Origin of the sequence: Corynebacterium sp. MSK310, from assembly GCF_030227355.1 — a bacterium.
Taxonomy (GTDB): Bacteria; Actinomycetota; Actinomycetes; order Mycobacteriales; family Mycobacteriaceae; genus Corynebacterium; species Corynebacterium rhinophilum.
Map to the genome: position 1 here is coordinate 1 of NZ_JASPFZ010000005.1, position 26,412 is coordinate 26,412.

The following is a 26,412-nucleotide window of genomic DNA, read 5'->3' on the forward strand; positions in this document are numbered from 1 at the left end:
TGGTCTGCTTGAGTCGATAGGATTTGGTTGATGAATCCTTGAAGCATCTCGCGCATGAGATCTGGGGATGCTTGGGCAAGCAATTCGTCTAAGTAGGTAGTCGGGTCTATAGAATATGGGCTAGCGGCCATCGTGGTTATCCCTTTCGAGGAAGTGTGGTTACGGAATCGAAAGGTACTACGGTGGTCGCCAGCCTCATTCATAAGGGGCCCACCGTCAGTTACAGATACACCACGCTACTGGACGCAACCCGGCGATGGGTGAGCCCACGGACTCGCGCAGACGCGTATTAATGGCCGTTTGCGCCGGGACGATGGCGCCGACCAGCATGGCGGCGATAACCAACATTGTTTTTCCTTCCCCACAGGTTTGGGTCTAAGCAAAGCCTGGGACTAGGCGTGACATAGAGATGTAATTTTAGAGACTTAAAATGCAAAAGAGTGCAGGCCGGCACAAAGCGGAACCTGCACTCTCTCGCTAGAAGGAGCCGGGTTTAGTCATCCGTAGGGATGGAGTCGGTACCTTCCAGCAGCTTGGCAACATAACCAGTGTTGAACTCGCCGCTGCGGAACTTTTCACTGTCCAACAGCATGGCCTGGAATGGCGCCGTGGTGACAACGCCTTCTACCTGCAGCTCGTCGATGGCACGCAGCATACGGGTAATGGCCTCATCGCGGTCTTCTGCCCATACGATGAGCTTGCCCACCATGGAGTCATAGAACGGCGGAATGGTGTAGCCCGTTTCGATATGGGTATCCATGCGCACACCGAAACCACCTGGCACGCGGTAGTGTTCGATCTTGCCCGGCCGCGGCGCGAAGTTCTGGTTCGGATCCTCGGCGTTGATGCGGCACTCGATGGCATGGCCACGAATCTCCACATCATCCTGGGTGATGGACAACTTCTGCCCGGAGGCAATGCGCAACTGCTCCTTGATGAGGTCCACACCGGTGATCATCTCCGTTACGGGGTGCTCCACCTGGATGCGGGTGTTCATCTCGATGAAGTAGAACTTATCCTCGGTGTTATCGAAGACGAACTCGATGGTTCCGGCGTTCCTGTACTTCACCTCTTTACACAGGTTAATCGCGGCTTCCTGCATTTCCTGGCGCAGCTCATCAGTCAGCACCGGCGAAGGGCCTTCCTCAATGAGCTTCTGGTTGCGGCGCTGCGAAGTGCAGTCGCGCTCTCCCAGAGCGACGGCATTTTCGCCATCTGCCAGCACCTGAATCTCGATGTGGCGGATATCCGTCAAGAAGCGCTCGATGTAGACCGACGGGTCATTGAACGCGGACTCAGCCTCGTTCATGATCTCGTTGAGGTCCTTTTCCAGCGTGTCCTCGGATTCCACGACGCGCATACCGCGTCCACCACCACCGGCGGCAGCCTTAATCAGCAGCGGGAAGCCGGTCTCGCGGGCAACCTCCAGGGCCTCATCGAACTCGGTGACCACGCCGTCGGAGCCCGGCACGGTGGGAACACCGGCGGACTTGGCGATGCGCTTAGCCGCGATCTTGTCACCCATCAAGCCGATGTGCTCAGCCGAAGGGCCAACAAAGCCGATCTCTTCTTCCACCATGCGGACAAAGTCCGGCTTTTCGGACAAAAAGCCATAGCCCGGGTGAATGGCATCAGCCTTGTATGCCATGGCGGCAGAAATAACCAGCTCGGGGCTGTTGTAGCTCTTGGAGACATTCGCTGGGCCGATGCAGACTGCTTGATCGGCGAGCTTTACCGGCAAGGAGTCCTTATCGCCTTCGGAATAAGTAAGGATGGATTTGATGCCCAATTCCTTGCAGGCGCGAATGATGCGAAGCGCAATCTCACCGCGGTTAGCAATGAGCACGCTACCTAATAGATCTGACATATTTTCCTCCAGGTCGATTACTTCGGCTGGATGACCATGATGGGCTGGCCGTGCTCCACGGCGTCCTCGTTATCAACGAGGATTTCCTTCACGGTGCCGGCAACCTTGGACTCGATGTTGTTCATCAGCTTCATAACCTCGACGATGCACAGCACCTGGCCAACCTCGACCTCGTCGCCGACCTTGACGAACGGATCTGCGCCCGGCTTCGGAGCAGCGTAGAAGGTACCGACCATGGGAGCCTTAACGGTCTCGCCCTCTGCGGACGGCTCACCGGAGCCGGAAGCCTGTGGCTCTTCCTTCGGTGCTTCCTCTTGTGCAGAAGCAGGCTTGGACTCAGGCTCAGCGGCAGGCGCGGAAGCCGGTGCGGCTTCCTGTGCTGGTGTTGCTGCTGGAGCTGCGGCCGGAGCGGCTTCCGGAACCGGCGCCGGACGGTTCAGGCCGCCCGGGGTGCGGGACATCGCGAGCTCGACATCGCCGTACTTAATCTGCAGCTCTTGGATGTCATCAGAAAGGTTGGCCCACTTCAGCAGGGACTTCAGGTCGTGCAAGTTGGTGGAATCAGTCATGATTACTTTTCTCCTTTGGTGAGGTTGATTTCCAAGTCGGAAGTCTTGAGGTGGAAGTCGGTGGTATCGGAAGAGTCGTAGATTTGCTGTACCAGGGAGGTAAGGACGCCGCCCTTGACGCCTTCGCCCTCGCCGCCGCGGCCTTCGGCCACAAAGCGCTTCATCTCATCGACCTGGCTGCCGGCGAACATCACGCGAAGCAGCAGGGTGTCGATGTCCTCGTCCGGGTGAGCCTTCTTCAGGTCCGGCAGAACCGGCTTGAGTTCTGGGATTTCCTCCGTGATTTCGGAGGAACCGTTGGCCATGATCTTCTCCAGCACGTCTGGGTCCAGCGGGGCGAGCGGCTCGCCGTAGTAACCCAAGGCGTACTTTTTAATCTCGTTCGGGACCACGGAGTAACGGTCACCCGTCATCACGTTCATGACGGCCTGGGTACCCACGAACTGGGCAAACGGCGTAATCATGATGGGGTATGCGAGCTCTTCACGGACGCGAGCTACCTCGTACAGCAGCTCTTCGAAGCGGTCACCCAACCCAGCGGTTTCCAGCTGGGATTCGAAGTTGGTAAGCATGCCGCCGGGTAGCTGGTGCATGTAGTGCAGGCCATCGAATGCGCGCGGAACGCCTACTGGCTTATCTTCCGTATCGGCAATTTCCTGAATGCGCTCGCTGGCAGAATCGATGCGCTCATCGTCGACGTCCACCGTGTAACCCAGTGCGCGAAGGTCGCGCACCAAGGCCTGGGTGGCCGGCTGTCCCGGGCCATTAGCCAGAGGAGCGATGGAGGTGTGGATGGAATCCACGCCCAATTCCGCCGCGAAGAGGTAGGAAAGGGGCGACAGGCCGGTCAGCGAGTGGGTGTGCACCTCGAGCGGTACGTCACCGATGGAGCTGCGGATCGCCGGGATGAGGGTCTTCAAACGGTCCGGAGTAAGCAGGCCGCCGGCGTCCTTCAGCATGATGCGGTCCACATCGGTGCGCTCGAGCAGCTCCGTAGCCTTCCGCTTGTACAGGTCATCGGTGTGCACTGGGCTCAAGCAGTAGGACAATGCGCCGAAGGTTTCGGCACCGAGTTCCTTGGCCAGTTTGAGGCCCTGGTCGATGTTGTCGATGTCATTCAAGCCATCGAAGGAGCCGATCACACGGAAGCCATTGGCGTAGAGACGCTCGGTCCAGTTCAAGATGGCGTCATCCGGCAGGAAGTCGAAAGAAGCCAGGTTCTTGGAACGAATGAGGGCGCGGAACTTGGTGCCCGGCGCGGCGTTCTCATGCACGAGGCGAACGCGCTCCCACGGGTCTTCCTTGAGGTAGCGCACGGAGACGTCGAACTGGATGGGCGCTACCAAGTCCACGTGCTCGAAACCAGCGTTGGTGATGTCATCCAACAGCGAAAGGATGTGGTTCGTGGTCATGCGGGTGGCCCAGATGCTCTGGTGCGCATCACGCAGGGTGGTATCGATGATGTTGATCTTGCGCTCGCTATCGGCTGGGCGTCCGCCCGCGGCCATGATTTCGGCGAGGCCTTCTGTGCTTAGTTCCTCGGGACTAAGAGCAGTCATAAATCCCTCCTTAGGGTGTGGCTCCGGAAAGACTCGGTTGGTTCACAGTGATGGTTCACTTTGGTGGTTCAAGACTCTTCGAAAACCTTCCGTGTCGTGGCTCACACGCTACACCACACCTAAATTCTCGGTGCTGGAATTCCGGCCAGAAATGTCCTTTTCCTGCGAATTCCAAGCTCGTTACGGCAAAGAATTTGCCCAAATACCCCTATACGGGGTCACAGTGCGCACTACTGTTCACCTGGCGAACGCGTAGTTTTTTCGGCCTCCTCCCCTAAAAAGTGGTGGAAGACATGCAGTTTCTAGTCAGTAACCAAATCCACCTCGATAGTGCCGGGATTTTCGTGGTCCACATCGCGGACTAATCGAAGTGTGATGTGCGTAATATCTTCTTCAATATTTCGGACCCATCCCTAGGAGGAACATTGACTTCTACCGCCCCGCCGAGCCCCACACCCACTTCGCCATCGGGCTCAACCAAAACGGACCGCAAATCCCTCGCAGCCAGCCTGACCGGCCAGGTCCTTGAATGGTACGAGTGGAGCTCCTATGCGGTTTTCGCCCCATTTATCGCCGCGGCGATGTTCGACAAGAGCGATCCTGCTTCCGCACTGCTTGCCACCTTCGGTGTTTTCGCCGTTGGCTTCTTGGTCCGCCCGCTGGGCGGCATCATCTTTGGCCGCATCGCTGACCAGCGCGGCCGCAAGACCGTCTTGATGACCACCATCATCATGATGGCCAGCGCCTCCGTCCTCATCGGCTTGCTACCCACCTACGAATCCATTGGCATCTGGGCTTCTGTCGGCCTGCTCTTCATCCGCGTGCTGCAGGGCTTTGCACACGGCGGTGAATCCGCAGCCGCCAATAGCTACATCCCCGAGATCGCTCCAAACGCCCACCGCGGCCGCTGGGGTTCCATGGTCTATGTCTCCATCTTCGGCGGTTCGGTCATCGCCTACGTCTTGGGCGGCGGCATTTCGCTGGTCCTGACGGACGAGCAGATTGGTGCTTGGGGCTGGCGCATTCCGTTCCTCTTGGGTGCCGTCGCAGCGCTGATCGCGTTGTACCTGCGCCGCCACATGAAGGAATCGGATCACTTCCAGGAAATCGATAGCGCCGAGCCCACCGTTGAGGCTCCGAAGCGCACCAAGAAGTCCGTGAACTCGGAAAAGCCGGCTTCGGTTGCCCGCCCGGCATGGCAGAATATCTTGCTCGTCGTGGGTATGGTCTCCGGCGTTACAGCCTCGCACTACACGTGGACCTCCTATGTTTCCACCTACGCCATTAGCCACGAGGGCATGTCCACTCAGGGTGCTTATTGGGTCACCGTGGCCGCACAGACCGCTGGTCTCATCGCCCTCCCGCTGTGGGGCAGCCTGTCCGATAAGATCGGCCGCAAACCCGTCATTTATATCTGTGCCATTGGCCTAGCCATCCTGCAGATTCCACTGATGAACTTCATCGATGATCGCCCCTGGACCCTGCTGGTGGCCTCCACCATCGGCGTAGTCATCGTTGCTGCCGGCGGCGCGCTGTTGTCCTCCATCATGTCCGAGGTCTTCCCCACCGCTCAGCGCACCCGCAGCATCGGCCTGGCCTACTCGCTGTCTGTCGCCGTCTTCGGCGGTACCGCACCGTATATCTACCAGTGGTTCGTGGCCCACGGCCTTACTTGGGCTTCTGGCTTCTACGTCGTCGCACTGTGCATCCTGACGCTTATCAGCATGTACATCCTGCCTGAAACCAAGGGCGTAGACCTGCGCGATGTCTAATCCACTCACGGAACACTAAATCGCCGCTTCCCAGCCTTTCCCGGGAAGCGGCGATTTTTCACGTCCACAACTAATTAGTCGAGCGCTACCTTAAAGGGTGCGTCCGTGACCTCGCGGATGGACTCCTCGGTTTCGCCCTCGGCGACCTCGATAAGTGTCAGACCCTCCAGCTCGTCCACGGTGAATACGGCGCGGTCCGTGATAATCAGATCCACACAGCGAGCGCCGGTCAGCGGCAGCTGGCACTCCGCCAGAATCTTGGAATCGCCGTGCTTGGATACGTGCTGCATCATCACCACGATGCGCTTGGCTCCATGCACTAGGTCCATCGCACCGCCCATGCCCTTGACCATCTTGCCGGGGATCATCCAGTTGGCTAGGTCGCCAAACTGGGATACCTCCATGGCGCCGAGCACCGCAACATCGATGGCGCGGGAGCGGATCATGGCAAAGGACTCGGACGAGGAGAAGAAGGATGCACCAGGGGCTTCGGTAATGGTTTCTTTACCGGCATTGATTAGCTCCGGATCCACCTTGCCCTCTTCAGGGTAGGCACCAACGCCCAAGATTCCGTTCTCAGAGTGCAGGACCACCTCGCGGCCCTCTGGCAGGTAGCCGGGGATGAGCGTCGGCATGCCGATGCCCAGGTTGACGTAGTCACCATTGTCCAGTTCTTGTGCGGCGCGTGCCGCCATTTCTTCGCGTGACCAGGTCATTACTTGCTCACCGTCCTGAATTCGATTCCGGTTTCTTGCTTACCCACTTCCACTACGCGGTCTACGTAGATTCCGGGCACATCCACCTCAGCGGACGGTACGGCCTCGACCAGCTGCTCCGCTTGCACGATGGTGATATCGGCGGATTTAGCCGCATCGGGGTTGAAGTTCTGGGCGGTCTTATTAAAGGCGAGGTTGCCAAAGCGATCCGCGCGAGCGGCGTGGACGAAGGCAAAGTCTGGGGTGAGGGCTTCTTCCATGACGTAGAGCTCGCCGTTAAACTCGCGGGTTTCCTTCGGTGCAGAGGTCTCCGCAATGGTGCCGTCGGGGTTGTAGCGGGTGGGGATATCGCCATCGGCAAGCGGCGTGCCCACGCCAGCCTTGGTATAGAAGGCTGGAATGCCCGCGCCACCGGCGCGCATGCGCTCTGCCAAGGTACCCTGCGGGGTGAACTCGACAGTGAGCTCACCCTCGAGGTACTGACGTGCATATTCCTTATTGGTTCCCAGGTAGGAACCGATGGAACGGGCGATGCGGTGATCCTTGAGCAGCAGGCCTAGGCCAAAATCATCCGTACCGAGGTTATTGGAAATGATGGTGAGCTCGCTCGCGCCTTGGGAACGCAGCGCAGCAATGAGTTGCGCCGGGATACCCACAAGGCCGAATCCGCCCACCGCGATGGAGGAACCGTCCGGGATATCCGCGACGGCCTCCTCTACTGAGGCTATGACTTTATTCAACATGGCCTTAGACTACGTGTGGTTCACAGACAGCACAAGGGTTCAGAATGCGAACATTATCGGGTACACTAAAGAGACCTGGGCCACTTAACCCTGAAAATAGCTTGGAGGACACACCGTGGCAGACACCCCCGTAGTGCAATCACTAGCCCGCGGACTCAACGTCATTCACTCGTTCAATGGCGAACGCCGGCGGCAAACACTGGCCCAGGTTGCCGAGGTCACAGGCTTAGCGCGCGCCACCGCACGTCGCTTTTTACACACGCTTGTCGCAGAAGGTTATGCCCGCACCGATGGCTCAGATTTTTGGCTCACCCCACGCGTTTTGGAACTGGGCTATTCGTACCTATCGAGCTTGGGCCTGCCGGATATTTCCCAGCCCCATTTGAGGGAGTTATCCACCAAACTCGATGAGTCCTGCTCCGTGAGCGTGCTCGACCGCGACACCGTGGTCTATATCGCCCGCGCCGCAGCGCACCGCATCATGTCCACCAATATCACCATCGGTACGCGCTTCCCGGCGCACGCCACCTCCATGGGCCAGGTGCTACTCGCCGATTTAACGCCGGCAGAGCTGGATGAGTATTTCGCCACCACCGCTCCGCTCGAGCAGGTCACCCCGCATACCCTGGTATCCCAGGACGCGCTGCGAGCCCGCCTCGGCGAGGTGCGGCGGCGCGGCTGGGTCATCGTGGATCAAGAGCTAGAAATCGGCCTGCGCTCCATTGCCGTTCCCATCCGGGATCGCACCGGGCGGGCCGTGGCGGCCATCAACATTTCCACCCAGACCTCCGTGTATTCCCCCCAAGATCTCACCGCGCAGATCCTCCCGGAGCTCCTCACTACGTGCGCGGCCATTTCCCACGATCTCACTACCACCGAAATTTCCTAAGGAGAATCCATGCAAACCCAAGACGTAGTCCTGTGCTACCCCAAGCGCACCCCGGTCGGCCGCTACGGCGGCGCGCTGAAATCCGTCCCCGTCCAGGATCTGGCCAGCCTGGTGGTATCCACCATCGTGGAAGAATCCGGCATCGACCCAAACATCATCGATGACGTTATCCTCGGCCAAGCCTCCCCCAACGGGGCTGCGCCTGCCCTCGGCCGCGTCGCCGCACTCGATGCCGGCCTGCCCGTCTCCGTGACCGGCATGCAGCTCGACCGCCGCTGCGGCTCCGGCCTGCAAGCCATCGTCACCGCCGCCGCCCACGTCGCCACCGGCGCAGCCGAGGTGGTCATCGCAGGCGGCGCCGAATCCATGTCGCGCACCGAATACACCGTGGACAGTGACATTCGCTGGGGCGCTAAGGGCGGAAACATGGTCTTTCGCGATCGCCTCCAGGAGGCCCGCGAAACCGCCGGTGGCAAAAACCACCCCATCCCCAGCGGCATGATCGAAACTGCCGAAAACCTCCGCCGCGAGCGTTCCCTGTCGCGCGAGGACCAAGATGAACTTGCGGTGCGTTCCCACCACAACGCCGCACGCGCGCAAGAGCAGGCGCTTTTCGATGCCGAAATCGTCCCCGTATCCGTCCCCCAGCGCAAGGGGGATCCCATCATCGTGGACAAGGATGAACACGTGCGCGCTGATTCTAGCGTGGAAAAGTTGTCCAAGCTGCGCCCAGTGATGGGCAAGCAGGACGACGAGGCCACGGTGACCGCGGGTAACGCCTCCGGCCAGAACGACGGCGCCGCCGCCGTGCTCGTGACCACCCGTGAAAAAGCCGACGAGCTCGGCCTCGAGCCAATGGTGGCCGTGAAGGGCTGGGCGCTGGCCGGTGTAGAACCAGAGCGCATGGGCATCGCCCCAGTTGAGGCCACCCGAAAGGTCATGGACCGCCTCGATCTCACCTTCGATGACCTCGACCTCATCGAGCTCAATGAGGCCTTTGCCGCCCAAGCCCTCGCGGTACTAGATCAGTGGGGCATCTCCCCCGAAGATCCTCGCTTCAACCCCAACGGTTCCGGCATCTCGCTGGGCCACCCGGTGGGCGCGACCGGTGCCCGCATCGTGGTTACCGCCGCGCACCACCTGCGCCGCACCGGCGGCAAGCGCGCGCTAGTCACGATGTGCATCGGCGGCGGCCAGGGCCTTGCCGCCATAATCGAAACCGCCTAGTCCTCGCAGTGAGGGCCTAGGCGGTATCGGGGGGCGGGCGACCAAGCTAGCCTTGGACGCTCACGCTGCCATCTGCATTTACGTTGACTTGCGCCGCCATGGCGCGGGCCACGTTAAGCCGCTGCCAGGAGCCGTCCTTGCCTTGCCAATCCAATGGATTGCCGGCAGGACGTGCGGTCTGGCGTAGCACCTCGGCGCGCTGTTCCGGAGTCAGGTCCGGGTGTGAAGCGGCGAGTAGTACCGGGGCGGCCTGCGGAACGACCATCGGCGCATCCGTCGGATTGCTTGGAGTGAAATCATAATCCAAGAAATCCGTGTATTCGTCTACAGCATCTGTAGTGGACCGGTATTCCTTGCCATCGGCCTTATCCTGTGCGACGAGTTCTTCTACAGATTTGCCCGTACGCCACTGAATCTCTTCACGAATTTCCTGCGCAGCCTGCTGCAATGCATCGCGCATGCGGTCATCGTTCAAACGATCCGCCGCCGCAGCTTGACCAGTCATGCGGCCACCAATGACGTCCAATGGGTAGTGCACACCCAGAACGACGCGGTGATTTCCTGCTTCGGCGCCGCGCAGCATTAATTGCGGGCCTACCTCTGGAAGCATAGAGGCCATCAAAGTGGTGATCCACGTTGCCTGGTTAGTGTGCCCGGAGGGGAAAGCCGGCGAGGTGGAATAGAGATCCTTCGACTCATCTTCGTAGCGGTTAATAGCATCGGGTGCCTGCACGAATGGGCGGTCATAACGGAAGTAGTACTTTTCTGCGAAGGTGGAGCTAGCCAGCCCACCAGCACGGGCGGCGTAGCCATTGCCCAGCAGGTACTGTGTTTTTGGCAGGCGATGCTCTGCCAAGGCCTCGCGGAATGCGCCGCCCAGGCTCTCCCCCATGGAGTCAGAAATGGCTTCTAGCATCCCACCGGAGCTTGCTTTGGCATCAGATTGCGCACGGGCGATCAGCTCAGGGTCATCGGCAGCCGCATTGTTAATAGCCACTACCTTATCCATGTTTTCTGCAAGGACCTCAGGCTGGTGCTTAATCTGGTCAAACCCGCGGACAACCTGCCAATAGTTGCCAAATTGGTAGGACGAAATATCGGATTCAAAGCCTGCCAGATAGTCCACACCAAAGGGCTGAGGAACCGGCGCGCCTGGGTGCTGCACTGGAGAGGGGCCAATGCTGGATCCACTGCTAGATCCCTGTACCTGCGGCACCTTGGACGAAAGCTCACCCGCCTGCGCAGCGGGTGCAAAGGAAGCAACGGTGAAGCTGGCGGCCGCTCCGAGAGCAAGTACTCGGCGCGAAACACCACGATTGAAAATACGGGTCATATATCGCAACTTTCAGCTAGAAGTGATTTCCTCTGCACACTAACCAGCTAACGTTAAGGAAGTATGAACTGCGCACTAACCTTTTTCAGCGCTTTTTTAAACAAATAGTTATATGACCGCTCAAGCTAATCGATGTCCCCAGCCTGCTCCACCCAGAACCGTGTTTCCTCGGACGGTTCAGCACCAGGCGCGGACAAGCCCGCAGTGGCGAGCGCGGCAAATGCCACTGCGGCGGCCATGGCCGAATCTCGCTGCTGATGAAGACTCATTAACTCAACCTAGCGCGAATGGGCGCCGATGAAAACAGTAAGGCGCTTCCAGCGGGCAGTTTCGGCGCGAAAGCGTACATACGCGGTAAGCTAGAGAAGAACTTTTGCTCGCATAGAATAAAGGGGAATTAGTCAATAATGATCCAATTCGTCTTCGGCGCCGCCGCAGGGTACGTATTTGGCACCAAGGCGGGCCGCAAGCGCTACCACCAAATGAAAAGCGCCTACCAAAAGACCGTCAACTCCCCCGCCACCAAATCTGCGGTGCGTTCCGCGCGCAAGATGGTAGCCAACCGCCTGGATCCAGAGCCACGCATGCGCGAAATCCACGACCTTTCTGAAAAGCGCCGTGGCAAAGGCAAGGCTCGCGGGAACCAGGCTCCACAGGCCGACCGGATTTATGAACCCGATGAGGACTAAAGCCTTCCCCGCAAACCCCTCCCCGGGCAGCGCCTGAACTAGCGCTCGAGTGCTTGCCCGGGGTTTTTATATACCTGGGGTACCGCGAAAGGCGCGATCATTGAGCTCGCGGCGAGCCTGCTCCAAGGCAATGAGGTCTGCAAACAGGGAGTTATAGCCTGCCTCATCATCGGTTGGCCGCATTCGGCCCAATTGGGCTTTCAGCTGCGCAATCTGATCACCCACGACGGTTTCCTGCAGCCGCGAGAGTACGGAATCCGCATATTTTTCTGCGCCCACGTCCGTGGGCAGAATGGCCTCGACTGCCAGCTCGGAGACGAAATTCCTTCCCGTAAGATCCTGCATTTCCCCGGCAACGGCGGCAATCCAGTCCACTCCGGACATGGTGGCTCCCTTGTCTGCCCCGCCCACGGCGGAAATCGCTTGGCGCACGATGCGGTAGGCGTCGTTGGTGTAGGCATCGGCAGTAATGCCATCAAAATACGAGCCAACGACCTCCGGCATCTGCAAGGCCAGCTTTAGCGCTTCCCGCTGCGGCCACAGGTGGGTCTCCTTTGGGCTTGGCGGATGGATCATGGGCACATCCTGCTGCGCCGGCTGCGGCTGTGCATTTTCAAAGCGGCGAATCGTAGGCTTGTCCGCCTTCTTCGGCTTCTTTGCCTCCGCGCGCACTTGGCGCAGCACCTCTTCCGGATCATTCCAGCCCACCCAGCCGGCCAGCCTGCGGGCGTACTCGCGCTGCAGGGGCTGGTCACGGATCTGTGCGACGATGGGCACCGCCCGCCGCAAGGCCTGCAAGCGGCCTTCGGCCGTATCGATCCGGAAATCAGCAATTACTGACTGAATGACGAACTCAAACATGGGGATGCGGTCTGCCACCAGATCGCGCACCGCGGCATCGCCCTTTTCAAGGCGCAGATCGCACGGGTCCATGCCGTCTGGGGCTACTGAGACGAAGGATTGTCCGGTAAATTTCTGCTCTCCGTCAAAGGCACGCATCGCGGCCTTCTGTCCCGCCTCATCACCATCGAAGGTGTAGATGAGCTCGCCGTGGAAATAGGAATCATCCAGCATGAGCCGACGCAGCACCTGCAGGTGCTCCCCACCGAAGGCCGTACCGCACGAGGCCACGGCAGTCTTTATGCCTGCCGCGTACATGGCCATCACATCCGTATAGCCTTCCACCACCACAGCTTGGTGGCCTTCTGCGATATTGCGCTTGGCCAAATCCAACCCAAAGAGCACCTTGGACTTGTGATAAAGCATGGTCTCGGGCGTATTCATGTACTTGCCCAGCTTGTCATCATCAAAGAGCTTGCGCGCACCAAAGCCAATGACGTTGCCGGAAAGATCCTTAATGGGCCACAGCAACCGGCGGTGGAAACGGTCAATGGGACCGCGCTTTCCCATCTTGGAAATGCCAGCTGCCTCTAGCTCTTCAAAGGAAAAACCCATGCGCAATAGGTGCTTTGTGGCGGTGTCCCAACCTTCCGGAGCGTACCCGCACTCGAAATCATAAATAACCTCGCGGCTAAACCCGCGGTCCAGCAAGAAATTGCGCGCCGTTGCCGCCTCTGGGGTTTCCAGCTGCTTCCGGTAGAACTCGTGCACCGCTTTATTCGCGGCGATTAGCCGCTGCCGCGTACCCGGCTTCTCATTGCGGGCACCGGTCGAGCCACCCTGGTAATTAATGTGGTAGCCAATCTTCTGCGCCACAGCTTCCACGGCCTCCGGAAAAGAGACCTGTTCCATCTCCATCAGGAAGCTGAATACATCGCCACCCTTACCGGTGGAAAAGCAGTGATAATAACCGCGCTGCGGGCGGACGTGGAAGGACGGCGTCTTTTCATCCTTGAAAGGGCTCAACCCCTTCAAAGAATCATGCCCGGCAGGTTTGAGCTGCACATATTCGCCCACGATTTCTTCTAAAGGCGCGCGTTCACGGATAGCTTGGATATCACTGTCCGGAATTCTGCCCTTTGCCATGGCTACAGACTACCCCGCCCATTTATCGAATGCTCAACCGCCAAAGCCAGGATGGTCGCATTGGGTTGTCCCGCTCAACAAGTACACAGAATCACCGTGTTTTACCCACATGTGGGGCAGCCTTTCGCCGAGTATTCCCACCCCCGGGACGGGGCAATTTTGGATATTGCTCTTGACGCAGTGGACGTTTATGTTTTCGCGATATTTCCTGCAACAATAGGGAGCATGTCCAAGTCCAAAGCGTCTAAGAAATCGCTTCCAGTGGCCCTTGGTGGACTCGCCATCGTCGCAGGCGCTAGTTATTTTGGCTTCGACCTCGGCGGTAACGAGGATGCAACGTCAACGGATGAGACCTGCGCAATTTCTTCCCTTCCCAGCGAGGCCGAAGAAACCGCAGACGATATTCTCGCCGGCGGCCCTTATGACTATCCCGACAAAGACAATTCCCATTTTGGCAATTATGAAGGCGTCCTCCCCCAGCAGGCGCAGGACTATTACCGCGAGTACACGGTAGAAACCCCTGGCAGTAATCATCGCGGATCGAGGCGCATCGTCACCGGCGGCGGCACCGAAGTCGACCCCGATGTGTGGTACTACACCGACGACCATTACCAAACATTCTGTTCTATCCCGGACGCAGAGGATTAATAGTGCACCGCATTTTAATTACGGAACCCATCCGTACCCGTACGGATTTCTTCAATGCCTTAGGACGCACCCATGGATGTGTGGATTGTGGCCCGCGCAGCCTAGAGGATCTAGCTAACTTCCTGCGTAAGAATGAAGTATCCACCATCGTGGCTGCCAATATGGAAATGGAATTGGATGACTTCACGGCCATCGCGGCCGTTGTCCAAGATGAAGGCGTTAGGCTCGCACGCTAATAGCTAGTCCGCGGATGCTGTTACTCCGCAGATGCTGACATTTCGGGATGCTATAGGTCCTCTGCAATAACTGAGCATCGTGCGCCCTCAATTATCACTTTTTCGCCTCAAAAATAGCAGCGGAGGTTGCACTTTTAGAGAAAGGCCGCTGCCGGAACCATCTGACCGAGCCCACGGCCCATATGCTATTAGCCCAAGAACCCCGAAAGGTCAGCGCTCCGGCGGGCCAGCCGCTCGAGGCGGGATTCGGTCATGGAAGCGATCTGATCAATGATGGCGCGGTCGCGAGCGGCGTCGGTATCAGCCTGCTCCCACCACAGGCGGAAGGTGGCATCGAGCGAACCGGGCGCACCGGCCACGAGGTAATCGTAGACGCGGTAAATGCGCTCGCGCTGGCGGTCTTGGCGCGCTAAGTGCGCTGGTTCATCCATTACATAAAGCACGGCGATCGTCTTTAAAAGCTTGACCTCTGCCTGCGCCAAGGGAGGAACGCGCAGGTCACCGTGCATGCGGCCAAGCTTATTGGCACTGATGAGCTCGGCATTTGCCTCCGAGGTGGCACCGATGGTGGCGCCCACATAGCGTCCCACCAGCTCAGAGGTCATCTTTTTCAGCTTGGCATAATCGCGCAAGGTGTAGTTGAAATTGCCAAGAGCATTGATGACATCGAGGTTGCGCAGGCTATCGGCGGCTTCCAAGAGTTCATCGGCGGTTCCGCCAAAGGCCTCGGCGCCCTTTTCTGCAAGGTGGGCAAGCTCCACCAAATCCCACAACACGTTCAAGGAAATGCGCTGGGAGATGATGCCGTCTTCCACGTCGTGCACGGAATAGGCAATATCATCGGACCAGTCCATGACCTGGGCCTCGACGCACTTACGGTTATCGCTGTGGCCCTCGCGCAACCACGCTAAAAGGTCCGCGTCCTCATCATAAGCGCCGTATTTGCGGTTGATGGTGCCATCCGGATTGGTCTTAGTCCAAGGGTATTTGCAGGCCCCATCGAGCGCGGCGCGGGTGAGGTTGAGACCGAAGCTGTGGGCGGTGCCATCGGCGTCCTCGACTAGGACTTTGGGCTCGAGGCGGGTCAGGATGCGCAGTGTTTGCGCATTTCCCTCGAAACCGCCTTGTGCAACCTCATTGAGCGCATTTTCACCATTGTGGCCATAGGGCGGGTGGCCAATATCGTGGGTGAGCCCGGCCATGTCACAGAGATCCGGATCAAGCCCGAGTCCTGTGCCGATGCCGCGGGCAATCTGGCCTACTTCGAGCGAGTGAGTTAGGCGAGTGCGCGGGGTATCGCCATCGCGTGGGCCTACGACCTGGGTTTTATCCGCCAATCGCCGCAGCGCAGCCGAGTGCAAGACGCGGGCGCGGTCGCGGGAGAATACCCCGCGGTGTTCTTCGATATCGCTAATCGTGGATCCCTTGGGCCGTTCTTCGGCCAGCCGGGAAAAATCAGCTGCAGCATAAGAGTAAGGCACGGCGTTTTAGTCTATTCCCCCAGCGTGCGGTCTGCGTCTTTATTTTGCATCGTTTCGTGCCGCAGCTTCTGATTCGGCCGCAGCATCAGCTCGATGCGGTACAGGCGCCTTTTCCAGGCCCGCGCGCACCGAGGAGAGACAATGCTGGCCAGCCCAATATAAAACAGACCGCCGCATTCGTGCGCGAGGTAGCGCCACCAGGGCTTGGAAAAGCGCCGGGCGGGATAATAGGGCGTGCCCGAAACCGAGGCATCGAGCCCTTCCTGCTTGGCGATGACCCACGTGCGCAACCTATGCAAGGAATCGGTGACGATGATGGCATCGGCAAGCCCGTGGGCATCGATAACCGCAGCTAGGGACTCGCGCGTATCGAGGCCTTTTTCCACGGCAGAAACCTGCAGCTCAGGGAAGTGCTCACGCAAGTAATCGCGAGCTACCCCGGCCTCGGTAAACCGATCCCCGGGCAGCTGGCCGCCCACGGTAATCACTGGCAGGCCGCGGGAAATGGCCAGCTCCCCGGCATGGCGCAGGCGCCCGGCCAGGATGCGGGAGGGGCGGCCATCGTATTGCGCGGTGCCTAAAACAACGACGTATTTCACAATGCTTCCCACCCTACTGCCTGCGAAGGAGGTTCTCCGGATTGGGCGTTCGGGCAGGTATGGTTGTGGGCATGAATCTTAGTGCACGAATCGGCCGCGCTACCATCGCGGCATTTTTGCTCGGCTGCACCTCCATTGGCGCAGGCCAGGCCCTAGCCGCGGAGACCACTACCATCGCCCAAGCCCCGGATACGACGGCGGTGACAGACAGGGTAAATGATGAGGCAGGGGTCTTAAGCACCGAGGAAATTAGGGAGATCAATGAGAAGATCACCCAGCTGCAAAAAGACCAGTCGCTCATTATCTTCGTTGTCTTCGCAAACGATCTTGGCACTGATCCGGAAAGCTATGCCCGCAGCATCGTCAAAGAGAAGGGCCCGAATTCCGCGGCCTACGTCGTTGGTGTGAACGAGCGCCAAGTGGGCGTGCAGACCGGCGATCAATGGCCCGAGGGCCGCCTGGATCAGATGTATGATGCCGCCTACAGCAAGCTATCCGCAGAGGAATACGGCGCTTCTGCGATCGCGCTTGCCGATGCCGCCCTCGGAACCTCCAGCTCCTCCGATTCCTCCGGCATAGCCTGGCTGGGCGGTGGCGCCGCCGCCATCATCGCTGCAGGCGGTGGCGTCTGGTACTACTCTCGCCGCAATACAAAAAAGAATCAGGCTAAGACTTTAGAGTCTGCCCGCGAGATTGCGCCAGAAGATACCGACCAATTAAACCGGCTGCCGCTAGATACCCTGGATAAGTTGGCCCAGGAAGAATTGGTCTCCACGGATGAATCCATCCGCCGCGGCAAGGAAGAGCTCAATATCGCTTTATCTGAGTTCGGACCGGAGCGCACCCGCCCGTTTACCAAGGCGATGAATCATTCCACCTCTACCCTGCAAAAAGCCTTCAAGATTCGCCAGCGCCTCGATGATGCGGTACCAGAATCCCAAGCCGAGCGCCGGCAAATGCTAGTAGAAATCGTCTCTACCTGCGGCCAGGCCGATGATGCCCTAGATAGCCAGGCAGAAGAGTTCGCCCAGATGCGCGACCTGCTGCTACAAAGTGACTCCAAGTTGGACGAGCTCACCCAGCGCACCGTCGGGCTGCGCACTCGCTTGCCGGGCGCCGAAGGTACCCTCACAAAGCTCCAAGAGGACTACTCCGCAGAGGTCCTATCCTCCATTGCGGATAACCCTGAATTGGCGAGTGCCTCCCTCGATGAGGCGGAAAAGCTCCTGGGCCAAGCCCGCAAGGTGCAGGGCCAGCCGGCTGGGAAGCAGGGTTCACTCGTGGGCCTTATCCGCGATATCGAGCACGCCACGGAGGTCACCGATAGGCTCCTGACCGGTGTAGAGCACGCTGAGGAGAATATCTCCTCCGCGCGCCGCAATTTGGGCGCGCTCATCACTGAGGTCGAGGACGAAATAGAGGAAGCCCGCGAGCTAGAGCGCCAGGGCAAATCCCAGGGCACCCAGGCGGATTGGGAGGCCCTCGAGGAGCTTCTGCAGCGCGCCTCTGCTGCGGTCACTGACGCCAAGCAGCAGGGCGATACGGATCCCTTGGGCCAGCACACCGCCCTTATGAGCATCGATACCGAGCTTGATGAGGGCCTCGACCGCGTGCGGGAAAAGACTTCCACCCACGCGCGCCAGCTCGAGCTTTTCCACCAGCAAATGTCGGTGGCAGAATCCAATATTCAGGCCGCTGAGGATCTCATTTCCTCGCGCGGGCGCATCGTTGGTTCCGGCGCCCGCACCGCGCTTGCCGATGCCAAACGTCTCCACGCCCAAGCCCTGCACACCCAACGCAGCGATATCCGCGGCGCGTTGCAATCCTCCCGCGAAGCCGTTGCCGCAGCGCAAACCGCCTTGCAACGGGCCAAGGATGATTCTGACGAGTATCGCCGCCAGCAACAACGCCAGCAGACGAGTTCCGCTGCCGGAAATATCATCACCGGAATGGTCTTAGGCCAAATCCTTGGCGGCGGTGGCCGCGGCTTCGGCGGCGGTGGCCGCGGCTTCGGCGGCGGTTTCAGCGGAGGCGGCGGTAGCTTCGGTGGCGGCGGAGGAGGATTCTCCGGCGGCGGTGGCGGAGGCGGTTTCCGCGGCGGCTCGTTCTAGAGCGGCTCCTTCCAGAGCGGCTCCTTCTAGACCGCCGGCTTAGAAGACCGGCTTGGTCGGTTCTTAGCCGCGCACGATGCGTGGTGTGGTATCGACAAGCAGGCAGCCATAACTCAGCACCACCGCATCCACGTCCGGCAAGCCGTGCCCGCTGGGGTTAGAGGCCGATACTTCCAGGCCACTGCCCCGCGGGGTAAGGCGCGCAACTTCGGCGCCCTCCGAGCTACCGTCTTCAGCAAGGGCCACGATGCGGCGCTGCTTGCCAAAGATCGCGGAGCGCTCCAAAAGGTAGTGGGCGTCTCCGCAGGTCGCGCGCAGGCGCGTGACGGTCAATCCCGCCTGCGAGACTTCACACTGCTTCGCGGCCTCGGAGCCCGCGCTGCGGTTGGCACGCGGACTAGCCCGCAGGAAAAAGCGCGGGGAGGCGGTTGCCCCGTCTAGCGAGGTCTCCACGTCAAAAAGCGTATCTGGTTGTGTGGGATCCCCAGAGAGCGCGCCGGCAATGGTCAGTACCCCATCTCGCACCCAAGCGATATCGGTTCCGCGCGCATCGCGCAGCGTAGTACCGTTCCACCGCCACGGCATCGTTCCCGCCATTAGAAAATGAACACCGCCAGCAAGGCGACGATGGAAGCCAATACCAGCGTGATGATCCATACCCACGCGGAGTTTTTGGTGTTCTTTTCCAAAATGGCGCGGGTAAACCAGCTGAGACCGGCGATCTCGGCGGTGCTCAAGCCTTTCGCATCCTCCTCGAATTCCAAGATGGCCTTGCGCACACCGGAGTTCTTAGCAGAAAACTGCGCCACTTTATTGTCATCGACGTCATCGATGATCCAATCGCCACTGTTTTCATTGACGTAATGAAAGGTGCGGCCATTGAGCGAGGCTTCAAGGCGCTTGTCGCGGCCGAGACGGCCGGCGAGGCGGTAGACGGAGCCATCATCAAGCGTGGCCGAAGCCCCCAAATCGCTGACCTCGACGCGCCAAAAGTTGCCATCCACCTCCGCGGAATGTTCCGCAAAGACGCCTAGGCGCTCCGGGCCCTCCTCAACGAGGAGGACGGGCTTGTCGCGCTCGGAGCGATCCCAGCTGGTGTAGTGCATCTTCTTAGCACCCAATCAGGCGCGCTGCGAGGTAGGACTCAAGATCCTCAATCTTTACGCGCTCCTGCTCCATGGTGTCGCGCTCACGGACGGTCACGGCGTCATCCTCGAGCGAATCGAAGTCGAAGGTGACGCAGAATGGCGTACCAACCTCGTCCTGGCGGCGGTAGCGGCGGCCGATGGCACCGGAGACGTCAAAGTCCACGTTCCAGTAAGCGCGCAGCTTATCCGCCAGCTCGCGGGCCGGAGTGGAGAGCTCTTCCTTCTTGGACAACGGCAGGACGGCAACCTTGATGGGCGCCAAGCGGCGGTCCAAGCGCAGAACCACGCGCTTGTCGGTGCCGCCCTTAGCGTTCGGCGCTTCTTCCTCGTCGTAGGCATCTACCAGGAAGGCCATCATGGAACGGCCCAGACCAGCGGCTGGCTCGATGACGTAGGGAATCCAGCGCTCATCATTGGCCTGGTCATAGTAGGACAGGTCCTCGCCAGAGCCCTTGTCGTGGACGGAAAGGTCATAGTCGGTGCGGTTGGCCACACCTTCCAATTCGCCCCACTTGGAGCCCTTGAAGCCGAAGGCGTACTCCACGTCCACGGTGCGCTTGGAGTAGTGCGACAGCTTTTCCTTGGGGTGCTCGTACAGGCGTAGGCTTTCTTCCTTGATGCCCAGGTCGGTGTACCACTTGTAGCGGTCATCAATCCAGTACTGGTGCCACTCTTCGTCCTCGCCAGGCTTGACGAAGAACTCCATCTCCATCTGCTCGAACTCGCGGGTGCGGAAGATGAAGTTACCCGGGGTGATCTCATTACGGAAGGACTTACCAATATTGGCAATGCCGAATGGCGGCTTCATGCGCGAGGAGGTCATCACGTTCTTGAAGTTGATGAAGATACCCTGTGCGGTCTCGGGACGCAGGTAGTGCAGACCCTGCTCGTCATCGACCGGACCCAAGAAGGTCTTCAGCAGGCCAGAAAAGGCCTTCGGCTCGGTCCAGTCACCTGGCTGGCCGGTTTCTGGATCGTTGATATCCGCCAAGCCATTTTCTGGCTCGTGGCCGTGCTTTTCCTCGTAGGCCTCAATCAGGTGGTCGGCGCGGTAGCGCTTACCGGTGTGGCGGGATTCCACTAGAGGATCAGTAAAGACCTCCACGTGGCCGGAGGAGACCCACACCTGGCGCGGCTGGATGACGGAGGTATCCACACCCACGACGTCGGGGCGGGATTGGACCATGTGGCGCCACCACTGGCGCTTAATGTTTTCCTTCAACTCCACACCAAGAGGACCATAGTCCCAAGCGGAGCGGGAACCGCCGTAAATCTCACCCGCCTGGTAGACCAAGCCGCGGCGTTTACACAGATTAACAACGGTATCGATAAGGGATGCCATGGTTGTAAAGGACTCCTCTGGTAGGGGACAGTCGTGACAATCTCATTCAGTCTAACCCTTATCCCCCATCAGTAGTGAGATCAGGGGGTGCAAATTTAAATCGGTTAATGTACAGGTAATGACCAACTTGAGGTAATATAGTAGTGGTCGACAGATAATAGATACCGTATTGAAGGTGCCCACTCCCTATGACGACCGTTCAATTAGCATTTAATAACTCTGCGGCCGCAAGCGTTATCGCGGCCCTCGATTCCCCGCTGCGCATTTCCATCATTACCCGCCTGGCGGAGCGCGACCATTACGTACATGAGCTGGTTAAAGCCACCGGCAAGTCCCAGCCGCTGATTAGCCAGCACCTACGAGTTCTTAAGCAGGCAGGGATTGTCAGCTCTGAGCGCAATGGGCGCGAGGTGACCTACTCTCTGGTCGCACCGGAGGTTTTAACCCTTTTGGAAGACGCCGCGAAAATCGCCTCTTAATAACCGGCCTGCATATAAAGACGATTTATTATAGCGCTTGTTGAAAAAGAGTTGATAATATGAATGTCATGTCCATTCATGAGAGTATCCCCAAGCTCGGCTCGCGCAATACTAAACAGCGAACCGCGGTTGTTGAGGTCCTGCGGGACATCGACAAGTTCGCCTCCGCCAAGGAAATTTATCACCAGCTCCAAGAGCGGCAAGAAAAAGTCGGTCTCACCACTGTCTACCGCACCCTACAATCTCTTTCCGATATTGATGCCGTAGATGCACTACACATGCCCAATGGCGAGACCCTGTACCGCCATTGCGAAACCGATGCGCACCACCACCACTTGGTATGCACCAAATGCGGCCGCACCGAAGAAATCGATGGTGGACCCATTGAAAAGTGGGCTTCGGCCGTAGCCGCCGAGTACAACTTCGAGCTTACCGGCCACGACGCGGAGATCTTCGGCGTCTGTTCGCAGTGCGCGGCCGCACAGTAGTCACCGCACGGTAGTCTCGCGCGCCTTACTTAGCTGCTACTTCCCTACTTCACAGCACCGAAGCGGCGATCCCGGCGGGCATATTCCTCAATGGCGGCGAAGAGGTCCTCCGGGGTGAAATCAGGAAATAGCTTGTCCTGATAAATCATTTCGGCATAGGCGGACTGCCACAATAGGAAGTTCGAGGTGCGCTTCTCACCGGAAGGCCGCAAGAATAGGTCCACGTCCGGCATGCCGGGATCATAGAGATGCTCTGCGATGGTGCTTTCTTTAATATCGCGCGGCCGGACTTCACCAGCGGCGACCTTTTCCGCAAGCTGGCGCACGCCATCGACCATTTCCGCCCGGCCGCCGTAATTAACGCACATGGCCAGCGTCATTTTTGTATTATTCTTGGTCAATTCTTCGGCGGTTTCGAGTTCTTTAATCACCGAGCGCCACAGGCGCGGACGACGCCCCACCCACACCACGCGGACACCGCGCTCATTGAGCCACTCTCGCTGCCGGCGCAGCACGTCGCGATTAAAGCCCATCAAAAAGCGCACCTCTTCAGGGCTGCGCCGCCAGTTTTCAGTGGAAAAGGCATATGCCGAAAGGTACGGGACACCGGCGGCGAGGCAGGCATCGACGACATCGAGAAGCACCGCCTCTCCCTTGCGGTGGCCTTCCGTGCGTTTCATGCCCTTTTCCTGGGCCCAGCGGCCGTTGCCGTCCATCACCAACGCGATATGGCGCGGCAGCAGCTCTTCCGGGATATTCGGCGGGGTCAGGCGACGAGAAGGATCTGGGGTAATCACGGACTACAGTTTACTGTTCCATCACCTGTAATGCGGACACATTTCGCTCCATGTGCCACTGCAGGTGCGCCCGCGCTAGCCGATGCCCCTCCTGCCGCTGCGCATTCGTCGGATTCGTCGGGTAGCCATGTGCCAAAAGCCACAAATGGTGGAGGGTTTCCGGATCCACCTCTGCAGCACCTGGTGGCCGGCATTCGTGGCAGGCGGCGCCGCCGACGGCCGGGTGAAAGGCGTGGTGCGGGCCGGGGCGCTGGCACTGGGCGCAATCAAAAAGGCTCGGCGCCCACCCGGCATGCGCCATGGCCTGCAATAAGAATGCATCAAGCGTTTGCGTCGGCTCCTCGGTTTGCAATTGCTCGAGCGTAGCTACCACCGCGTTGTAGAGGTACGGGTCGCCGTCGCCATCCGCGTAGATGAGCCGCTCGGCCGATTCCAAGACCGCGCAGGCAGCAGTATAACGCTCGTAGTCTTCAATCAGGCGCGCGCCAAAATAATTCACCGTATCCGCCTGGGAAATCGTGGCCAAATTCTTTCCCACATACAGCTGGACGTCCAAATTGACGAAGAGCTGCAGCCGCGATCCAAAACGGGATTTTGCTCGGCGCACGCCCTTGGCCACCGCACGCACCAACCCATGGTTTTGGGTGAGAAGTACGATTACGCGGTCGGCTTCCCCAAAATCATAGGAGCGAATGACCACGGCGCGGTCGCGATAATTTTCGCGCATGGCCTCTTAGAACCCGAGCCTGCCCAGCGACTTGGCATCTGACTGCCAATTTTTCAGTACTTTGATGCGCAGGTCCAGGTACACATTCTGGCCCAATAGCTCCATGATTTCCTTACGGGCATTGCCCACGATGCGGCGGAAACGCAGGCCACCTTTACCTTCGATGATGCGCTTTTGACCTTGGCGCTCCAAGTACACGATGGCGTGAATGTCCAGCACTCCCTCACGCGTGCGCGAAGGCAGCATTTCATCGATCTGCACCGCAACCGAGTGCGGTAGCTCCGCCTTCAAGCCAGATAGTGCGGCCTCACGGATGAGTTCTTCAATGCGCTTTTCTTGCCCCTCATCAGTGATGTGATCGTCCGGATAGAACTTCGGGCCCTCCGGCAAATGCTCTACGATGACCTGCACCAAGTCATCCAGTTGCACGCCCTTTTTACTAGAAACCGGAATCACCACTGCCTCTGGATCTTCTTGCGCCAAGAGCTCGTGCAAGGCCAAAAGCTGTGCGCCCACCTGGTCCTTGGACGCTTTATCCAGCTTGGTCACGATGCCGATGATGGGGGTCTTCGGCGCAATCGAGCGCACATTGTCCAAGATCCACCGGTCACCCGGACCAATCTTTTCATCTGCCGGAATGGTCAATCCGATGACATCCACATCCGCATACGTTTCTTTGACCACTTCATTAAGCCGCTCGCCCAACAAGGTGCGGGGGCGGTGCAGACCCGGTGTATCCACCACGACGACCTGTGCATCCTCGCGGTGAACCAGACCGCGGATGGTGTGGCGGGTCGTTTCCGGCTGGTCCGCGGTAATGGCAATCTTTTGGCCCACCAGCGCGTTAGTCAGCGTGGATTTACCCGTATTCGGGCGGCCCACAAAGGATACGAATCCAGAGTGGAATCCTTCTGGGGTATCCGTGTACTGCGAATAATCTAACGGAGCTGCCTTCTCCCCGGCGGCTTCCGGAGCTGCATCATCGGGGTCATCTGGCAGGCCCTCGAATGCCGCATCAAACTGTGCATCAATATCAGAACTCATTACCTGCAATGATAGCCCACAGCACCAAAATCTCCGATTGTTTCACGCACTAACAAATCTGCAGGCTAAGCTAAGACCGTTCTCTCCTCCTCGGTGTATTTCTCACCGCTTCCTGAAAGGCACTCCGCCATGCCAACCAAGTCTCCCCTACTGCTCCTGGGCGCTCTTCTCACCATTTCCCTTAGTGCCTGTTCATCCCCTGTTGCTGGTACTTCGCCTTCCGAAGAGGAATCCACCAGTACTTCTTCCAGTTCAGCATCCAGCTCATCGAGTGCGTCCTCTTCGAGCAGCGTTGCACAATCCACCACGCAAGAGCCGACCTCCGAAACCCCAGCAGAACCAGAAACCCAAGTAGCAACTGAGAAGTCAGGCGCACAACCGCAAGCGGCCGCGACGGAGCCTGAGCTGCTGTACTGCGAAATCGGCCTTGGCGCATTCGGGAGATTTTCTGATGGCTCTTCGCACCAAACCGAACTGTGCAATACCCCTGCACTCCAGCGTTCCGTACGCGCGGAAGGAGTATGCGGTGGCCTTAATGGGCACTTGCTTTATCCAGACGAATGGCCAGAGCTTTGCAACGGCGGCGCTCCATATTCGGGACCGCCGCAGGGTGGAGCGTCACCAGAATTCTATGACGAAGGTTCTCTCGCGGGAACGCCCTTGGAAACACAAGGGGAAGGCCTTTAGAGCGGAGCCCCGAAACTGTACCGCGCCGTTCTTTTCGCAGATGCTATAGGTCCACTGCAATAACTGAGCATATTCGCGCCTGAAATGTAGCAAATCGCGCTCAGATATACCTGAGGACGTTGACCTTTTGATGTTCCTATCAGGTCAACACCAGTCCGAAGGCCCCGCTCCCTCAAAATAAACGAGGGTGCGGGGCCTTCAGTAGCTAATAGCCGAGTGTCTAGTTCTTGAATTCATCCGGAAGCGGACCAAGCTGCGGTCCGTCCGGGTAGTACTTCCAACCGTCCTTAATGCGAACATCATCGGACCATGGCAGTTTGTACTCGCCCTTGGCAAGGTCTTCTACCCAGGTGAGGTAGTTTTCGGTCTTTCCGCCTGGGTAACCGACGTAGCCACGGTTGCCCAAGTTGAAGATGTTGTTTTCGAGGCCCCAGTTGATGCGCGCCTTATCAGCCAGCGCTGGGAATACCTCTGCGGTGACGATTTCGCCGGGGTTGCGGTGACCCTCAGAAATCATGTGGCCATCGTAGTTGCAGACATTGCCTTCACCGAAGTAGTAGAAGACCTGGTCATAGCCCGCCAAGTTCACCGATGCCGTGTACATGAGGTTCTGGAAGGCGTTAGTCTTGTTGGTCATCACCCACTGGTCTTGGGTCTGGGTGGAATAGCCCGAGATGCGGATGTAGACATTGGCGCCCTTATAGGCCGCTTCGCGGGCGAGCTCAGGGAACATGCCATCGTGGCAGATATTGACTGCAAGCTTGGAGCCCTTGGGGCCATCGCACACCGGCATGCCCAGGTCACCTGGGTACCACGGCTCGATGGGGGTCCATGGCTGCAGCTTGCGGTAGTGCAGCGCAATCTCGCCATCGGAGTTGATGATAATCGCCGTGTTGAACGGTGGCTTTCCCTCTTCATGGTTGGGTTCCATGATGGAGAAGACTCCCCAGACGTCGTTGTCCTTACAAGCCTGCTTGTACTGGTCCACCTTGGGGTCATCGAGCCCGATGAGGAATTCATCGTAGGACCAGATCTTGGTGTTCAGTCCTGACGAGGAGTATTCCGGAAAGACGATGAGATCCAAGTCTGGGTAGCCTGCCTTGGTCGAGGCCACCATGCGGCAGATTTCATCGACGTTTGCTTGAACGTCTTCTGGGGTATTGACTACGGGAACTGGGTATTGGATAAGGGCCATCAACAGGCCGTCGGGGGATGCGCTGATGCTTCCGGTGCTGGACAAGACGAAACTCCAATCGCGTCGTTGATTAAGTTACA

General features: G+C 58.8%; 28 protein-coding genes and 1 pseudogene. 9 read left to right on the forward strand and 20 right to left on the reverse strand.

Annotated features, from left to right (window positions below):
• The 5 genes and pseudogenes from QP891_RS05360 to QP891_RS05380 all read right to left on the reverse strand — a co-directional run.
• Window positions 1–131, reverse strand: a pseudogene (locus QP891_RS05360) (IS256 family transposase); the annotation flags it as partial.
• An 85-nt stretch (window positions 132–216) separates the two neighbouring features.
• A complete protein-coding gene (locus tag QP891_RS05365) occupies window positions 217–348 on the reverse strand; it encodes a DMT family transporter (RefSeq protein WP_284770297.1) in 132 nt (43 codons plus the stop codon).
• Window positions 349–493: 145 nt separating this feature from the next.
• Window positions 494–1,867 (reverse strand): acetyl-CoA carboxylase biotin carboxylase subunit, encoded by a 1,374-nt coding sequence (gene accC / locus QP891_RS05370; protein ID WP_284770296.1) that lies wholly within the window; start codon window positions 1,865–1,867, stop codon window positions 494–496.
• Between the two features lie 17 nt (window positions 1,868–1,884).
• The gene (gene accB / locus QP891_RS05375; protein ID WP_284770295.1) at window positions 1,885–2,436 is read right to left on the reverse strand and encodes an acetyl-CoA carboxylase biotin carboxyl carrier protein; all 552 of its coding nucleotides are present in this window, start codon (window positions 2,434–2,436) and stop codon (window positions 1,885–1,887) included.
• A 2-nt stretch (window positions 2,437–2,438) separates the two neighbouring features.
• The gene (locus QP891_RS05380; protein WP_284770294.1) at window positions 2,439–3,995 is read right to left on the reverse strand and encodes a hydroxymethylglutaryl-CoA lyase-like TIM-barrel protein; all 1,557 of its coding nucleotides are present in this window, start codon (window positions 3,993–3,995) and stop codon (window positions 2,439–2,441) included.
• A 425-nt stretch (window positions 3,996–4,420) separates the two neighbouring features.
• Here QP891_RS05380 and QP891_RS05385 point away from each other — a divergent pair, with 425 nt between their 5' ends.
• Window positions 4,421–5,767, forward strand: a complete 1,347-nt coding sequence (locus QP891_RS05385; RefSeq protein WP_284770293.1) for an MFS transporter — start codon at window positions 4,421–4,423, stop codon at window positions 5,765–5,767.
• Window positions 5,768–5,841: 74 nt separating this feature from the next.
• Here QP891_RS05385 and QP891_RS05390 read toward each other — a convergent pair whose 3' ends face one another.
• Together QP891_RS05390 and QP891_RS05395 are read right to left on the reverse strand one after the other, a co-directional pair.
• Entirely contained in the window at window positions 5,842–6,483 is a 642-nt protein-coding gene (locus QP891_RS05390) for a 3-oxoacid CoA-transferase subunit B (protein WP_237792597.1), read from the reverse strand.
• Window positions 6,483–7,226, reverse strand: coding sequence for a CoA transferase subunit A (locus QP891_RS05395; RefSeq protein ID WP_284770292.1), 744 nt, complete (start codon window positions 7,224–7,226; stop codon window positions 6,483–6,485). Before QP891_RS05395 ends, QP891_RS05390 begins: the two co-directional genes overlap by 1 nt.
• A 115-nt stretch (window positions 7,227–7,341) precedes the next feature.
• On the opposite strand from QP891_RS05395, the gene QP891_RS05400 reads away from it, so the two are divergent.
• Both QP891_RS05400 and QP891_RS05405 read left to right on the forward strand, forming a co-directional pair.
• Window positions 7,342–8,115: an IclR family transcriptional regulator domain-containing protein gene (locus QP891_RS05400; RefSeq protein ID WP_284770291.1), complete on the forward strand. Its 774-nt coding sequence runs from the start codon at window positions 7,342–7,344 to the stop codon at window positions 8,113–8,115.
• Window positions 8,116–8,124: 9 nt separating this feature from the next.
• Window positions 8,125–9,342: an acetyl-CoA C-acetyltransferase gene (locus QP891_RS05405; RefSeq protein ID WP_284770290.1), complete on the forward strand. Its 1,218-nt coding sequence runs from the start codon at window positions 8,125–8,127 to the stop codon at window positions 9,340–9,342.
• A gap of 46 nt (window positions 9,343–9,388) precedes the next feature.
• Here the strand turns inward: QP891_RS05405 and QP891_RS05410 are convergent, their stop codons facing one another.
• Window positions 9,389–10,675: an acid phosphatase gene (locus QP891_RS05410; RefSeq protein ID WP_284770289.1), complete on the reverse strand. Its 1,287-nt coding sequence runs from the start codon at window positions 10,673–10,675 to the stop codon at window positions 9,389–9,391.
• A gap of 125 nt (window positions 10,676–10,800) precedes the next feature.
• The gene (locus tag QP891_RS05415) at window positions 10,801–10,944 is read right to left on the reverse strand and encodes a hypothetical protein (RefSeq protein WP_284770288.1); all 144 of its coding nucleotides are present in this window, start codon (window positions 10,942–10,944) and stop codon (window positions 10,801–10,803) included.
• Window positions 10,945–11,082: 138 nt separating this feature from the next.
• Between QP891_RS05415 and QP891_RS05420 the strand changes: the two genes are divergently transcribed.
• Window positions 11,083–11,364: a hypothetical protein gene (locus tag QP891_RS05420; RefSeq protein ID WP_023023385.1), complete on the forward strand. Its 282-nt coding sequence runs from the start codon at window positions 11,083–11,085 to the stop codon at window positions 11,362–11,364.
• Between the two features lie 66 nt (window positions 11,365–11,430).
• On the opposite strand, the gene dnaG is transcribed toward QP891_RS05420, so the two are convergent.
• Window positions 11,431–13,350: a DNA primase gene (gene dnaG / locus QP891_RS05425; protein WP_284805855.1), complete on the reverse strand. Its 1,920-nt coding sequence runs from the start codon at window positions 13,348–13,350 to the stop codon at window positions 11,431–11,433.
• A 225-nt stretch (window positions 13,351–13,575) separates the two neighbouring features.
• Here dnaG and QP891_RS05430 point away from each other — a divergent pair, with 225 nt between their 5' ends.
• The gene (locus QP891_RS05430; protein WP_284770286.1) at window positions 13,576–13,998 is read left to right on the forward strand and encodes a guanyl-specific ribonuclease; all 423 of its coding nucleotides are present in this window, start codon (window positions 13,576–13,578) and stop codon (window positions 13,996–13,998) included.
• 2 nt (window positions 13,999–14,000) lie between these two features.
• Window positions 14,001–14,234, forward strand: a complete 234-nt coding sequence (locus QP891_RS05435) for a hypothetical protein (protein WP_284770285.1) — start codon at window positions 14,001–14,003, stop codon at window positions 14,232–14,234.
• A gap of 188 nt (window positions 14,235–14,422) precedes the next feature.
• Here the strand turns inward: QP891_RS05435 and QP891_RS05440 are convergent, their stop codons facing one another.
• Entirely contained in the window at window positions 14,423–15,715 is a 1,293-nt protein-coding gene (locus tag QP891_RS05440; RefSeq protein ID WP_284770284.1) for a deoxyguanosinetriphosphate triphosphohydrolase, read from the reverse strand.
• A gap of 11 nt (window positions 15,716–15,726) precedes the next feature.
• Complete coding sequence (locus tag QP891_RS05445) at window positions 15,727–16,314, reverse strand: YdcF family protein (protein ID WP_284770283.1); 588 nt, start codon at window positions 16,312–16,314, stop codon at window positions 15,727–15,729.
• Between the two features lie 71 nt (window positions 16,315–16,385).
• On the opposite strand from QP891_RS05445, the gene QP891_RS05450 reads away from it, so the two are divergent.
• Window positions 16,386–18,425, forward strand: coding sequence for a TPM domain-containing protein (locus tag QP891_RS05450; protein WP_284784829.1), 2,040 nt, complete (start codon window positions 16,386–16,388; stop codon window positions 18,423–18,425).
• 63 nt (window positions 18,426–18,488) lie between these two features.
• Here QP891_RS05450 and QP891_RS05455 read toward each other — a convergent pair whose 3' ends face one another.
• Genes QP891_RS05455 through QP891_RS05465 form a run of 3 tightly spaced genes read right to left on the reverse strand, consistent with a single transcriptional unit; the run spans window position 18,489 to window position 20,915 of the window.
• Window positions 18,489–19,022: a hypothetical protein gene (locus tag QP891_RS05455; protein ID WP_284770281.1), complete on the reverse strand. Its 534-nt coding sequence runs from the start codon at window positions 19,020–19,022 to the stop codon at window positions 18,489–18,491.
• Window positions 19,022–19,531, reverse strand: a complete 510-nt coding sequence (locus QP891_RS05460; protein ID WP_284770280.1) for a hypothetical protein — start codon at window positions 19,529–19,531, stop codon at window positions 19,022–19,024. Before QP891_RS05460 ends, QP891_RS05455 begins: the two co-directional genes overlap by 1 nt.
• 4 nt (window positions 19,532–19,535) lie before the next feature.
• The gene (locus QP891_RS05465) at window positions 19,536–20,915 is read right to left on the reverse strand and encodes a glycine--tRNA ligase (RefSeq protein ID WP_284770279.1); all 1,380 of its coding nucleotides are present in this window, start codon (window positions 20,913–20,915) and stop codon (window positions 19,536–19,538) included.
• Window positions 20,916–21,103: 188 nt separating this feature from the next.
• Here QP891_RS05465 and QP891_RS05470 point away from each other — a divergent pair, with 188 nt between their 5' ends.
• A complete protein-coding gene (locus QP891_RS05470; RefSeq protein ID WP_005278104.1) occupies window positions 21,104–21,394 on the forward strand; it encodes an ArsR/SmtB family transcription factor in 291 nt (96 codons plus the stop codon).
• Between the two features lie 68 nt (window positions 21,395–21,462).
• A complete protein-coding gene (locus QP891_RS05475; protein ID WP_034658244.1) occupies window positions 21,463–21,882 on the forward strand; it encodes a Fur family transcriptional regulator in 420 nt (139 codons plus the stop codon).
• Between the two features lie 44 nt (window positions 21,883–21,926).
• Here the strand turns inward: QP891_RS05475 and QP891_RS05480 are convergent, their stop codons facing one another.
• The 5 genes from QP891_RS05480 to QP891_RS05500 form a co-directional block, all read right to left on the reverse strand.
• Entirely contained in the window at window positions 21,927–22,679 is a 753-nt protein-coding gene (locus tag QP891_RS05480; RefSeq protein WP_284770278.1) for an isoprenyl transferase, read from the reverse strand.
• Window positions 22,680–22,689: 10 nt separating this feature from the next.
• Complete coding sequence (gene recO / locus QP891_RS05485) at window positions 22,690–23,406, reverse strand: DNA repair protein RecO (protein WP_284770277.1); 717 nt, start codon at window positions 23,404–23,406, stop codon at window positions 22,690–22,692.
• A gap of 6 nt (window positions 23,407–23,412) precedes the next feature.
• Complete coding sequence (gene era / locus QP891_RS05490; protein ID WP_284770276.1) at window positions 23,413–24,450, reverse strand: GTPase Era; 1,038 nt, start codon at window positions 24,448–24,450, stop codon at window positions 23,413–23,415.
• A 65-nt stretch (window positions 24,451–24,515) separates the two neighbouring features.
• Complete coding sequence (locus QP891_RS05495) at window positions 24,516–24,758, reverse strand: hypothetical protein (protein ID WP_284770275.1); 243 nt, start codon at window positions 24,756–24,758, stop codon at window positions 24,516–24,518.
• Window positions 24,759–25,357: 599 nt separating this feature from the next.
• Entirely contained in the window at window positions 25,358–26,377 is a 1,020-nt protein-coding gene (locus tag QP891_RS05500; protein WP_284770274.1) for a formamidase, read from the reverse strand.
• Window positions 26,378–26,412: the final 35 nt, after the last annotated feature.

What these genes read in the sequence shown, in the direction of transcription:
- QP891_RS05365 (WP_284770297.1), bottom strand. Translation starts at nt 348, where the DNA reads ATGTTGGTTATCGCCGCCATGCTGGTCGGCGCCATCGTCCCGGCGCAA.
- accC (WP_284770296.1), bottom strand. Translation starts at nt 1,867, where the DNA reads ATGTCAGATCTATTAGGTAGCGTGCTCATTGCTAACCGCGGTGAGATT.
- accB (WP_284770295.1), bottom strand. Translation starts at nt 2,436, where the DNA reads ATGACTGATTCCACCAACTTGCACGACCTGAAGTCCCTGCTGAAGTGG.
- QP891_RS05380 (WP_284770294.1), bottom strand. Translation starts at nt 3,995, where the DNA reads ATGACTGCTCTTAGTCCCGAGGAACTAAGCACAGAAGGCCTCGCCGAA.
- QP891_RS05390 (WP_237792597.1), bottom strand. Translation starts at nt 6,483, where the DNA reads ATGACCTGGTCACGCGAAGAAATGGCGGCACGCGCCGCACAAGAACTG.
- QP891_RS05395 (WP_284770292.1), bottom strand. Translation starts at nt 7,226, where the DNA reads ATGTTGAATAAAGTCATAGCCTCAGTAGAGGAGGCCGTCGCGGATATC.
- QP891_RS05405 (WP_284770290.1), top strand. Translation starts at nt 8,125, where the DNA reads ATGCAAACCCAAGACGTAGTCCTGTGCTACCCCAAGCGCACCCCGGTC.
- QP891_RS05410 (WP_284770289.1), bottom strand. Translation starts at nt 10,675, where the DNA reads ATGACCCGTATTTTCAATCGTGGTGTTTCGCGCCGAGTACTTGCTCTC.
- QP891_RS05415 (WP_284770288.1), bottom strand. Translation starts at nt 10,944, where the DNA reads ATGAGTCTTCATCAGCAGCGAGATTCGGCCATGGCCGCCGCAGTGGCA.
- QP891_RS05420 (WP_023023385.1), top strand. Translation starts at nt 11,083, where the DNA reads ATGATCCAATTCGTCTTCGGCGCCGCCGCAGGGTACGTATTTGGCACC.
- dnaG (WP_284805855.1), bottom strand. Translation starts at nt 13,350, where the DNA reads ATGGCAAAGGGCAGAATTCCGGACAGTGATATCCAAGCTATCCGTGAA.
- QP891_RS05430 (WP_284770286.1), top strand. Translation starts at nt 13,576, where the DNA reads ATGTCCAAGTCCAAAGCGTCTAAGAAATCGCTTCCAGTGGCCCTTGGT.
- QP891_RS05450 (WP_284784829.1), top strand. Translation starts at nt 16,386, where the DNA reads ATGAATCTTAGTGCACGAATCGGCCGCGCTACCATCGCGGCATTTTTG.
- QP891_RS05455 (WP_284770281.1), bottom strand. Translation starts at nt 19,022, where the DNA reads ATGGCGGGAACGATGCCGTGGCGGTGGAACGGTACTACGCTGCGCGAT.
- QP891_RS05460 (WP_284770280.1), bottom strand. Translation starts at nt 19,531, where the DNA reads ATGCACTACACCAGCTGGGATCGCTCCGAGCGCGACAAGCCCGTCCTC.
- QP891_RS05465 (WP_284770279.1), bottom strand. Translation starts at nt 20,915, where the DNA reads ATGGCATCCCTTATCGATACCGTTGTTAATCTGTGTAAACGCCGCGGC.
- QP891_RS05470 (WP_005278104.1), top strand. Translation starts at nt 21,104, where the DNA reads ATGACGACCGTTCAATTAGCATTTAATAACTCTGCGGCCGCAAGCGTT.
- QP891_RS05475 (WP_034658244.1), top strand. Translation starts at nt 21,463, where the DNA reads ATGTCCATTCATGAGAGTATCCCCAAGCTCGGCTCGCGCAATACTAAA.
- recO (WP_284770277.1), bottom strand. Translation starts at nt 23,406, where the DNA reads ATGCGCGAAAATTATCGCGACCGCGCCGTGGTCATTCGCTCCTATGAT.
- era (WP_284770276.1), bottom strand. Translation starts at nt 24,450, where the DNA reads ATGAGTTCTGATATTGATGCACAGTTTGATGCGGCATTCGAGGGCCTG.